At 59.7% G+C, this 11,422-nt stretch carries 7 protein-coding genes; 3 read left to right on the top strand and 4 right to left on the bottom strand.

Annotated features, from left to right (window positions below):
* Position 1 precedes the first annotated feature (1 nt).
* Positions 2 to 145 carry a hypothetical protein gene (locus tag CLU80_RS30445; protein WP_286079796.1) on the bottom strand — a complete coding sequence of 48 codons (144 nt, stop codon included), beginning with the start codon at positions 143 to 145 and terminating at the stop codon, positions 2 to 4.
* A gap of 3 nt (positions 146 to 148) precedes the next feature.
* Here CLU80_RS30445 and CLU80_RS27820 point away from each other — a divergent pair, with 3 nt between their 5' ends.
* The 3 genes from CLU80_RS27820 (at position 149) to CLU80_RS27810 (ending at position 3,341) form a co-directional block, all read left to right on the top strand.
* Positions 149 to 907: a PIG-L deacetylase family protein gene (locus CLU80_RS27820; RefSeq protein WP_093433571.1), complete on the top strand. Its 759-nt coding sequence runs from the start codon at positions 149 to 151 to the stop codon at positions 905 to 907.
* A 195-nt stretch (positions 908 to 1,102) separates the two neighbouring features.
* On the top strand, positions 1,103 to 1,885 hold the full coding sequence (locus CLU80_RS27815; protein WP_093432948.1) for an endonuclease/exonuclease/phosphatase family protein: 783 nt from the start codon (positions 1,103 to 1,105) through the stop codon (positions 1,883 to 1,885).
* A 388-nt stretch (positions 1,886 to 2,273) separates the two neighbouring features.
* Entirely contained in the window at positions 2,274 to 3,341 is a 1,068-nt protein-coding gene (locus tag CLU80_RS27810; RefSeq protein WP_099759046.1) for an autotransporter domain-containing protein, read from the top strand.
* Between the two features lie 129 nt (positions 3,342 to 3,470).
* On the opposite strand, the gene glgB is transcribed toward CLU80_RS27810, so the two are convergent.
* The 3 genes from glgB to CLU80_RS27795 all read right to left on the bottom strand — a co-directional run bounded on the left by glgB (position 3,471) and on the right by CLU80_RS27795 (position 11,210).
* Positions 3,471 to 5,702, bottom strand: a complete 2,232-nt coding sequence (gene glgB, locus CLU80_RS27805; protein ID WP_093432954.1) for a 1,4-alpha-glucan branching protein GlgB — start codon at positions 5,700 to 5,702, stop codon at positions 3,471 to 3,473.
* A gap of 2 nt (positions 5,703 to 5,704) precedes the next feature.
* On the bottom strand, positions 5,705 to 9,046 hold the full coding sequence (treS, locus tag CLU80_RS27800; RefSeq protein WP_099759045.1) for a maltose alpha-D-glucosyltransferase: 3,342 nt from the start codon (positions 9,044 to 9,046) through the stop codon (positions 5,705 to 5,707).
* A 169-nt stretch (positions 9,047 to 9,215) separates the two neighbouring features.
* On the bottom strand, positions 9,216 to 11,210 hold the full coding sequence (locus CLU80_RS27795) for an alpha-1,4-glucan--maltose-1-phosphate maltosyltransferase (RefSeq protein WP_099759044.1): 1,995 nt from the start codon (positions 11,208 to 11,210) through the stop codon (positions 9,216 to 9,218).
* Between the last annotated feature and the right edge of the window lie 212 nt (positions 11,211 to 11,422).

The following is an 11,422-nucleotide window of genomic DNA, read 5'->3' as shown; positions in this document are numbered from 1 at the left end:
ACTACGCTTCATGAGCAATACTCTGCTGCGCGGCAATCCAGGGTTCGGAGCGTCGCTGGGCAATCAACCAGCCTTCACGGGTCGGCGGCGTCTGGCAATCACCGCCAAACGCACGACTGAGGGCGAAACAAAACAAGGACGTCACACCATGAAACCGTTAACCCTCAGCGACAGCAGTTCGTCGGCGCAAATCTGGAACAGCGCCCCGCAACTGGACAACATCCCGGTCATCAATACTTTAAGTCTGGTACCCGCCGGCGCCCGCGCCGTGGTCATCGCGCCGCATCCGGGCGATGAAGTGGTCACCTGTGGCGGTTTGCTGCAATTACTCTCCAGCCTCGGTCATCCGTTGCAATTGCTCTCGATCACCGATGGCAGCGCCAGCCACCCGGGTTCGCGGCAATGGTCGGAAAAACGCCTGAGCGTGTTCCGCCCGCAGGAAAGCGTCGAGGCCCTGCGCCGTCTCGGCTTGCCAATGCACAGTCTGAAATGGGTGCGCGGCGGTTTCACTGACAACGCTCTGTGCGAACAGCAAGCGCAAGTGACCGAATTCATCAGCCGCTACCTGCGCCCAGGCGATGTGGTGTTCAGCACCTGGCGCGGCGATGGCAACGACGACCATGAAGCGGTGGGTCGGGCCAGCGCACAGGCAGCGGAACAAGCCGGGGCGACCTTCCACGACGTACCGGTCTGGGCCTGGCACTGGCCCGAGCGCGACCAGCAACTGATCCCTTGGGAACGCGCGCGCAAACTGCGCCTCGACACCTGGACCGTAGCGCGCAAGAGCCACGCCACCCATGCTTACGCCAGTCAGCTCAAGGGTGAGCCGGCGATTGGTATTGCGCCGATGCTGCCGCCGGTGATTCTCGAAAGAATGCGCCTGCCCTACGAAATCGTCTTCGTCTGATATCTGATTCCCTGTGGGAGCGAGCTTGCTCGCGAAGAGGCCGTCACATTCAATACTCGTATCGACTGGACCGACGCCTTCGCGAGCAAGCTCGCTCCCACAGGGTTTGATGTGCAATCGAAATTATCCAGAAGGAACTGCCGCCCCTCGCCATCAGTCGCATGAATAAGCGGCCCGCAATCCAGAGGAGTGAACGTGTCCAGCGATCCCAAGCGTCATGTTATCGACGCGCCCGTCATTCATCGCCTCAGGGTGCTGACGGTCAACACCCACAAGGGTTTTACCGCGCTCAATCGGCGATTCATCCTGCCGGAACTGCGCGAAGCGGTGCGCAGCACCTCGGCCGATCTGGTGTTTCTGCAAGAAGTGGTGGGTGAACACGAACGGCATTCGAACCGTTACAACGAATGGCCGCAAACCTCGCAGTACGAATTTCTCGCCGACAGCATGTGGAGCGATTTCGCCTACGGGCGCAACGCCGTTTACCCTGACGGCCATCACGGTAATGCGCTGCTGTCGAAATACCCGATCCGTGAATACCGCAATCTCGATGTGTCGATCACCGGCCCCGAACGCCGAGGCCTTTTGCACTGTGTGCTCGATGTGCCGGGTCACACCGAAGTCCACGCAATCTGCGTGCACCTGAGTCTGCTCGAAAGCCATCGGCAATTGCAGCTGCAACTGCTCTGTCAGTTGCTTGAATCGCTGCCCGAGGATGCCCCGGTGATCATCGCCGGCGACTTCAACGACTGGCAGTTACAGGGCAACGCCGCCCTCGCCCGTCGCGATTACTTGCACGAAGCCTTCGAGCGCCATCACGGGCGCCCAGCCAAGACGTATCCGGCGCGGTTTCCATTGCTGCGACTGGACCGGATCTACCTGCGCAATGCCAGTAGTCATGACCCGCAGATCCTCGGCAACAAGCCGTGGACGCATCTGTCGGATCATTTGCCATTGGCGGTTGAAGTGCATCTGTAACCGCATTAATGACAGCAATACCCTATGTGGCAGATTGACAACCCTTGTGCCCTTTCAGTGCCGGCAGACCTTCTGTCGGTAACTGAAGCGCTCTGAGCCGGGGCTTTTGTCGGGTTGTTCCATACAAACAACCACTTAGTTATGCGCAGAAAAACAAACGCTTGCAAAGCCTATTTTGCCACTACCGCTCATCGTTCAATTTCTTGACGGCGGCGCGCGACTCTTCTTATCTCTACCTTACTACCCCCGGAATAACTACCGGGGCGAGCCTTAGGACACTCGCGAAATCGAGCGGCCACGGTTCGCCCCGCTCCATTCGGTCGCCCCTCGTTCGGGGTAGGAGAGACGCCACATCGAGATGCCGCATGCGCCTGCAAGGTAGACCTCCATGAGAACTTCAATCACCCCACACGAGATCAAAATCACGTTCTGCACAGTGTCGAGTTCTATCTTGCTGTGCTCATCCATGGAGGCGCAGGCCGGTCCTGCGGCGGATGAAACCACCCTGTGGTACCGCGCGGATGTGCCCGTGATGACGTTGCCCACCACCGTCATCACCCCCGGCCCGCAACGCTTCAGCCCACGGCCCGATCTGCGGGGCACGCGCTTGATTACCGAAGACCTCGCACCGTCGGCCTGGGACGAGTTGTACGGTCGAAACGCCCGCCAGGCGCAAACCGATGTGCTGTCGTCAGGCTTCGCAACACCCGGCAGCGGCGACTTCAAAGGCCCGGCGGTGCTCACCGTGCAAAGCGGCAACCACACCCAGACCCTCGGCCTGATCGGCGGCTTCAACCAGATCCAGGCCAATGGCAATGGCTTGCTCACCAGCCGCGCCTTGGCCGACCCGAACAGCGACACTCTCAACCTGCAAGGCCAAAGCGTCGGCGCTTATTACAGCCTGATCGGCGCCCAGGGCTGGCACGTGGATTTATCGGCCAGCGGTGGCCGGGTCAGCGGTTTCAGTCGCAATGAACAAGGTGCACGCCAGGCTACCGAAGGCAGTGCACTGACCTTGTCGGTAGAAGGCGGTTATCCAATTGGCTTGAGCGACAACTGGGTGGTCGAACCGCAGGCGCAATTGATCAATCAACGCATCACCCTCGACACGCCCTACGCCGGCTCGGGCAATGCGTCCTCCACCGATCTGACGGCCTGGAGCGGCCGCGTCGGTGCCCGTTTGAAAGGCAGTTACGATTTGAATGGTCTGCCAGTCGAACCCTACGTGCGCACCAACCTGTGGCACACCGTTTATACCGGCAGCACGGTGACACTGGATCAGGTCGACAAGATCAGCAGCAGCCGCAAGTCATCGACCGTTGAATTGGGCCTGGGGCTGGTGGCGCGGGTGACGCCTGTGGTGAGTCTGTATGTCAGTGCCGATTACAGCAGTGATGTCGATGACAATGATTTGAACGGGATCATTGGCAGCCTTGGGGTGCGGATGCGTTGGTGATCTTCAGGCTACCGAAGGCCCCTGTGGGAGCGAGCTTGCTCGCGAAAGCGGTGTAACGTTCAACATCATTGTTGATTGACATATCGCCTTCGCGAGCAAGCTCGCTCCCACAGGTTTTGCGGTACCGGATCAGCCCTCTGGCTTAAGGATCAACACCGCCAACGGCGGCAGATTCAGCTCCAGCGACAACGACTGGCCATGACTCGGCACTTCCTCGGTAAACGCCCCGCCACCATTGCCATAGTTGGACCCAGCATAGGTGTCGGCATCGCTGTTGAGCAATTCAGTCCAGCGCCCGGCAAACGGCACACCCACGCGATAGGCCTGACGCGGCACCGGCGTGAAGTTGGCCACCACCAGCACCGGTTTACCCTCCTTGCTCCAGCGCAACCAGGCATAAACGCTGTTGATCGCATCGTCGCCGATCAACCACTGGAAACCCTGCGGCGCGTCGTCCTGATCGTGCAGCGCCGGCTCTTCGCGATACAGCCGATTGAGATCGCCGACCAGTTTCTGCACGCCCTTGTGCTCCGAGTACTGCAGCAGATACCAATCCAGTTGCTGATCGTGATTCCACTCGCGCCACTGGCCAAACTCGCAACCCATGAACAACAGCTTCTTGCCCGGATGGGTCCACATGAAACTCAGATACGCGCGCAGGTTGGCGAATTTTTGCCAGCGATCGCCGGGCATCTTGTCGATCAACGAATGCTTGCCATGCACCACTTCATCGTGGGAGATCGGCAGGATGAAACGCTCGGACCAGGCGTAGACCAGACCAAAACTCAACTCGTTGTGATGATGCGCGCGGTACACCGGATCCTGCTGAATGTAATGCAGCGAATCGTGCATCCAGCCCATATTCCATTTGTAGGCAAAACCGAGACCGCCCTGCTGCGTACTTTGGCTGACACCCGGCCACGCGGTGGATTCTTCGGCGATCACCAGCGCACCCGGTGCTTCCAGTTCGACCACATCATTCAAATGCCGCAAGAAGTCGATGGCCTCCAGATTTTCCCGGCCGCCATGGCGGTTCGGCACCCATTCGCCAGCCTTGCGCGAATAGTCGCGATAGAGCATCGAAGCCACCGCATCGACGCGCAGGCCGTCGACATGGAAATGCTTCAACCAGTGCAACCCCGAAGCGAGCATGTAGCCATGTACTTCGGTGCGGCCGAGGTTGTAGATCAGCGTGTCCCAATCCTGATGAAACCCTTCCAGCGGGTTGCCGTATTCGTACAGCGCGGTGCCGTCGAACTGGGCGAGACCGTGAGTATCGGTAGGGAAATGCGCCGGCACCCAGTCGAGGATCACACCGATCTCGGCCCGGTGGCAGGCGTCGACGAATTCAGCGAACTGCGCCGGCGAGCCGTACCGCGCACTCGGGGCGAATTGCGAGAGCAATTGATAACCCCAGGAGCCACCAAACGGGTGCTCCATGATCGGCATCAGTTCGATGTGGGTGAAACCCAGTTCTTTGACGTAGGGAATCAAGCGTTCGGCGAGTTCCGGCCAGGTGTACTGGCGGGCGACTTCACCGAGATCATCCAGTTCGCACTGCCACGAACCGGCGTGCAGTTCGTAAATCGACAGCGGCGCGGAATGCTTCTGGCGGTCACGGCGGCTGCTCATCCACTCCTGATCCTGCCAATCGATCTGCAGTGGCTCAGCGACTTTCGAGGCGGTGTCTGGCGGCAGACTGGTGGCCAGCGCCATCGGGTCAGCCTTGAGCGGCAGAATGCCGTGGGCGCCAAGAATCTCGTATTTGTACAACTCGCCCGCTTGCAGGCGCGGGATGAACAATTCCCAGACCCCGGACGGATGCCGCAAGCGCATCGGATGGCGGCGGCCGTCCCAGACGTTGAAATCCCCCACTACGGATACGCGCCGGGCATTCGGCGCCCACACGGCAAAACGCACACCGTCGACGCCATCAACGGTTTTCAATTGCGCACCGAGACAGGCGCTGAGGTCACGGTGATTGCCTTCGGCGAACAGATACAAATCCATTTCACCGAGTAACTGGCCAAAGCTATAAGGATCCTCGGCAACCTGTTCGCCGCCGGCCCAGCGCGTGCGCAACTGATACGGCCGCGCCTGATCGAAATGGCCGACAAACAGCCCCGGCGTTTCGGTCTGCTCCAGCGGACCGCGTTCTTCACCGCTGTCCTTGTCCAGCACCACGACACTCAGCGCTCCGGGCAGATAAGCACGAATGAACTGCCCGCCAGCGCCATCGCCGTGCGGGCCGAGAATGGAAAAAGGGTCGTGATGTTCAGCGCGGACCAAGGCATCAATATCTTTCGCCGAGGGCAGCAATGTTTCTTTAAGCGCACCCTGTTCCTTGTTCGAGAAACTCATGACTACTCTCCACCAAGATCGGAAAAGGGTTTAAGCCCCGTCAATAACCCATACAAACCGTGCAACGGCACGGGCAGCCACGTGGGGCGATTTTCGGCTTCATAGGCCACTTCATAGGCCGCCTTCTCCAGGCCGAACAACGCCAGCGCGGCGTCGGCACCTTCAGGATCTTGCCAGGCATGATCAAGACTAGCTGCCGCGCGGCGATATGCCTGAACAAATGCGTCGCGGGCCTCACGCAGATAGCGCTCGGCGACCAGGCGCCGCGCGGTTTCAGACTCGGTGCTGTGGTCAACGTTGTGCACGTTGATGGTCATTGCGGCCGCATAATCGAAGGAGCGCAGCACGCCGCTGACATCCTTGTACGGACTGTGTTTGCCACGCCGCTCGCCCAATGGCCGCGCCGGTTCACCCTCGAAGTCGATCAGGTAGGCATCGCCCTTGATCACCAGCACCTGGCCCAAATGCAGATCGCCGTGGACGCGAATGCGCAAACCGCCGACGGCCTTTTTCGCCAGATCCTGCACGTGCGTGAGGATGGTTTTCTTCTCGTCAATCAGGCGTTTGACCAGTTTCTGATCCGCCGCATTGAGTTCGCCCTGATGCTGCTTGAGCAGTTTCAGCGCGTGTTCGACCTGCGCCACAACATCCTTGCCGGTGGCCTGCATGTCCTTGGCCGTCGACACCTGCGGGGCGAAGTCGGCATTGTCGGTGGGCGCGGCGAGCACCTTGTGCATCTCGCCCAGACGCTGACCGAGCATGCCGGCAAAATCCTTCAGCTCACCGAGGGCGTTGTAATGCTGTTCCTGTTCGGACATGGCATCGGCCAGCTCATCGCGCAGCGCCCGCTCGAGGTTGTTCTGCGTCCATTCCCAGGCGTCGCCCTGATTGCTCAGATAGCCTTGGGCGATCATCAGCAGATTGTCTTCGCCCTTGGCATCGCGGCGAATCACCGAGCCGAGCAGCGGAGAGATATTGGCAAATCCGGCCTCGGTCAGGTAAGCGCTCATCTCCAGTTCCGGGTGTACGCCAGAAGCGACTTTGCGTATCAGCTTAAGCACCAGACTATTGCCGATCACCACCGAACTGTTCGATTGCTCGGCAGACAGATAACGCACTTCCGACTCGGTACCGAGGCCGAGCGTTTCCAGATGCGGCGTCGGTGCGAAGCGGATTTCGCCTTCGCTCGACTCCAGCACGGTGTTGTTCTGCATGCCTTGCAGCACCGCACGAATAAACGTTTCAAGGCTGAACGCGTCAGTAATCAAGCCGACCTGTCGCACTCGGCGTACACGGGACAAGGCCAATTGCTGCGGCAACGCCGGGCCGACCTGATCTTCGGAAATAAAGCCGAACGGCAGTTGATAACGACTGGTCTGCCCGCCGCTGGTGACTTCGATTTCGCTGAGCAGCACCGGATGCTGCGCATCGCCGAAACGCACACCGTACGCCAGATGCACCTTGTCGATGGCCGCGTCCTTGCCGGCGAACCAGCGGCGATTCTGCAGCCAGCTCGGCAGAATGTTTTGCTCCAGCGATGTGCGCGACGGCGCTTCGAGCAATTCTTCCATGCGTTTTTTCAATACCAGCGTGGTGAAGTCCGGCAGGCTTTGCGCCGGTTCCACGTGCCAGCTCGGCATCTGGTTTTCCGCCGCCAGTGCAAACCAGTAGAAACCGTAAGGCGCCAGGGTCAGGAGGAAATTCAACTGGCCAATCGGCGGGAAGGCATTACCGCCGAGCATCTCCACCGGCACCATGCCGACGTAGGCCGACAGGTCCAGCTCCACCGCTTGCGCACTGCGCGAGACGTTGGCCACGCAGAGAATGATTTCGTGTTTGCCATCGGCATCGGTGAATTCGCGCGTGTAAGCCAACACGCGACGGTTGTTCGGCGAGAGCATTTTCAACGTGCCACGGCCGAACGCCTTGGACTGTTTGCGCACAGCGAGCAAGCGTCGGGTCCAGTTGAGCAGCGAATGCGGATCGCCGGACTGGGTTTCGACGTTGACCGACAGATAGCCGTATTGCGGGTCCATGATCGGCGGTAGCACCAGGCTGGCCGGATCGGCACGGGAGAAGCCACCGTTGCGATCGATCGACCACTGCATCGGCGTACGCACACCATCGCGGTCGCCAAGGTAGATGTTGTCGCCCATGCCGATCTCGTCGCCGTAGTACAGGGTCGGCGTGCCCGGCATCGACAGCAGCAGACTGTTGAGCAATTCGATGCGGCGGCGATCGCGTTCCATCAACGGCGCCAGACGACGGCGGATGCCGAGGTTGATCCGCGCCCGACGGTCAGCCGCGTAGTAGTTCCATAGATAGTCACGTTCTTTGTCGGTGACCATCTCCAGCGTCAGCTCATCGTGGTTGCGCAGGAAAATCGCCCATTGGCAGTTGGCGGGAATTTCCGGGGTCTGGCGCAGAATGTCGGTGATCGGGAAACGATCTTCCTGAGCCAGGGCCATGTACATGCGCGGCATCAGCGGGAAGTGAAACGCCATGTGGCATTCATCACCGTTAAGGCCTGCCGCATCGGTGTCACCGAAGTACAGCTGAGTGTCTTCGGGCCATTGGTTGGCCTCAGCGAGCAGCATGCGATCGGGGTAATTGGCGTCGATCTCGGCGCGGATCTGCTTGAGGACGTCGTGGGTTTCCGGCAGGTTTTCGTTATTGGTGCCATCACGCTCGATCAGGTACGGAATCGCGTCGAGGCGCAGGCCGTCGATGCCCATGTCCAGCCAGTAGCGCATCACCGAGAGCACGGCTTTCATCACTTGCGGGTTGTCGAAATTCAGGTCCGGTTGGTGCGAATAGAAACGGTGCCAGAAGTACTGGCCGGCGACCGGGTCCCAGGTCCAGTTGGATTTTTCCGTGTCGAGGAAAATGATTCGCGTGCCGTCGTATTTTTGATCGTCATCCGACCACACGTAAAAGTCCCGCGCCGCCGAGCCGGGCTTGGCCTTGCGCGCACGCTGGAACCACGGGTGCTGGTCGGAGGTGTGGTTGATGACCAGTTCGGTGATCACCCGCAAGCCGCGCTTGTGCGCCTCGGCGATAAAGCGCTTGGCGTCGGCCATGGTCCCGTAATCGCTGTGCACGCCACGGTATTCGGCAATGTCATAGCCATCGTCACGACGTGGCGAGGGATAGAAAGGCAACAACCAGATGGTGTTTACGCCGAGGTCGGCGATGTAATCGAGTTTGGCGATCAGGCCGGGAAAGTCGCCGATCCCGTCGTTGTTGGAGTCGAAAAACGATTTGACGTGAACTTGATAGATCACCGCGTCCTTGTACCAGAGCGGGTCTTTGATAAAGGTGGCTGCCTTGGGTTTCTTCGCCATGTGAAACTCCTGTTCAATTCTTGAAAAGCCGCGAGCCGATCACCTGACTCCAACTCAATGAGCAACCTGTGGGAGCGAGCCTGCTCGCGAATGCGGATTAACATTCAGCAAAAATGTCGCCTGCAAAATTGCTTTCGCGAGCAGGCTCGCTCCCACAGGGGATCTGCGTTCAGGCAGTGATTCGCCAGATGCCGAATGGCTGGTACGCCGGGTCAATGCGCATGAACTGATACTTGCCGTGCCAGTCCCAGCGATGCCCGTTCATCAAGTCTTCGCCATGGGTCGTCGCATCATCGGGCAGGCCCATTTCCCACAGCGGCAGTTCGAAATTCGCTTCCTGCACGTTGTGCGGATCAAGGCTGACCGCGACCAGAATGAAGTTGCTGCCGTCGACACTGCGCTTGCCGAAATACAGAATGTTGTCGTTCCAGGCGTTGTAGACCTTCAGGCCCAGATGCGTGTGCAGCGCCGGGTTCTGCCGGCGGATGCGGTTGAGCTGGGCGATCTCGGCAATGATGTTGCCCGGCGCGGTGAAGTCGCGGACGCGGATCTCGTACTTCTCCGAGTCGAGGTATTCCTCTTTGCCCGGCACCGGCGCCGACTCGCACAGCTCGAACCCCGAATACATGCCCCATAAGCCTGAACCCATGGTCGCCAGCGCCGCACGAATCAGAAATCCTGGACGCCCGGATTCGTGCAGGAATGCCGGGTTGATGTCCGGCGTATTAACGAAGAAATTCGGCCGGTAGCATTCGCGCCACGGCGATTCATTCAGTTCAGTGAAATACGTCGCCAGCTCAGCCTTGCTGTTGCGCCAGGTGAAATAGGTGTAGCTCTGCGTGTAACCGACCTTACCCAGCCGCGCCATCATTGCCGGCGTGGTGAAGGCTTCGGCGAGGAAGATCACTTCCGGGTATAGCGCGCGAACATCGGCGATCAGCCATTGCCAGAACGGCAGTGGTTTGGTGTGCGGATTGTCGACGCGAAAGATCTTCACGCCCTCTTCGACCCAGCCAATAACGATGTCGCGCAACTCGACCCACAGGCTCGGAATCGCGTCCGGCGCATAGAAGTCGACGTTGACGATGTCCTGATATTTCTTCGGCGGATTCTCCGCGTATTTGATCGTGCCGTCCGGGCGCCAGTTGAACCAGCCCGGATGCTGTTTGAGCCACGGGTGATCCTGGGAACACTGAATGGCGAAGTCGAGGGCGATTTCCAGACCGTGATCGGCGGCGGCAGCGACCAGTCGACGGAAGTCCTCGCGAGTGCCGAGTTGCGAGTGAATGGCTTCGTGGCCGCCCTCCTCGCTACCGATGGCATAAGGGCTGCCGGGATCATCGGGGCCGGCGGTCAGGGAATTGTTGCGCCCCTTGCGATGGGCGCGGCCAATCGGGTGGATCGGCGTGAAATAGAGCACGTCGAAGCCCATGTCCTGAATCATCGGCAAACGCGCATGCACGTCATTAAAGGTGCCGTGACGGTGGGGATCGTCGGTGATCGAGCGCGGAAACAGTTCGTACCAACTGGCAAATTCGGCCAGTTCGCGTTCGACATCTACCGGATATTCCGGACTGACGCTCAGGTAGGCGCGGTGATCGGCCTCAGCCATCAACTGCGCACTGCGCGAGTGCAGGAACAGCGCGACCTGCTCGGTTTCGAGCAGCCCGGACAATTCGTGGTGCAACGCGGCGAGGTGTTCGCTGAGCTGACCTTCGCTGCGCTCGGCGGCCTGTTGCACCATGCTCCGGCCTTCCTGCAACTCCAGCGAAACCGGTACGGCGGCGCTGTGTTTTTTCTCCAGTTCATACTGGAAACTGGCGAAGTGATCGATCCACGCCTCGATGCAATAGAGGAAGCGCCCTTGGTGCTCAGGGCGGAACTGGCCTTGCCAGCCATTGTTGCCCTGATCGGCCATGACCTCGCTTTGCCAGGTCTCCTCGCCTTCCTCGCGCCAGCGGATGCGCACCGCGAGTTTGTCGTGACCGTCGGCAAACACCTTGCTGGTGACCGCCACCTCACGGCCGGCAATCGACTTCACGGCGAACTGCCCGCCCTCGAGGGTCGGCATGGTGTTTTCGATGGCAATGCGCGGCAGCAGCAACGCCTGCGACAGCGGCATGTGCGGGTTGTAGCTCAGTTCAGAAGGTCTTTCAGCAGTCATTGAGCATCTCTCCTTAACGCCCCAAGGACGCTCTTGTGCCGGATCAGTGTTCACAACGAAGCACCTGCCCCGAAATGAACTCACTTAGGTTCCGAGCGACCGGCGCCGGGAAAAGTTCAGATGAAATTGCCGTGTCAGAAAAGCGGATCGAATTGCGTGCAGGGTGGTCAATCCACTTAAGCACTTCTCAAGCCATGTGCCACACGGAGGTC

The organism is Pseudomonas sp. 29 (assembly GCF_002754355.1).
In the GTDB taxonomy this organism is placed as follows: Bacteria; Pseudomonadota; Gammaproteobacteria; order Pseudomonadales; family Pseudomonadaceae; genus Aquipseudomonas; species Aquipseudomonas neuropathica.
Note: the sequence above shows the minus strand (reverse complement) of the source record. Positions and strands in the feature narration are given on the sequence as shown.

Coding starts and splice junctions, on each gene's coding strand:
- CLU80_RS27810 (WP_099759046.1), top strand. CDS start 2,274: ATGAGAACTTCAATCACCCCACACGAGATCAAAATCACGTTCTGCACA.
- treS (WP_099759045.1), bottom strand. CDS start 9,046: ATGGCGAAGAAACCCAAGGCAGCCACCTTTATCAAAGACCCGCTCTGG.
- CLU80_RS27795 (WP_099759044.1), bottom strand. CDS start 11,210: ATGACTGCTGAAAGACCTTCTGAACTGAGCTACAACCCGCACATGCCG.
- CLU80_RS27820 (WP_093433571.1), top strand. CDS start 149: ATGAAACCGTTAACCCTCAGCGACAGCAGTTCGTCGGCGCAAATCTGG.
- glgB (WP_093432954.1), bottom strand. CDS start 5,702: ATGAGTTTCTCGAACAAGGAACAGGGTGCGCTTAAAGAAACATTGCTG.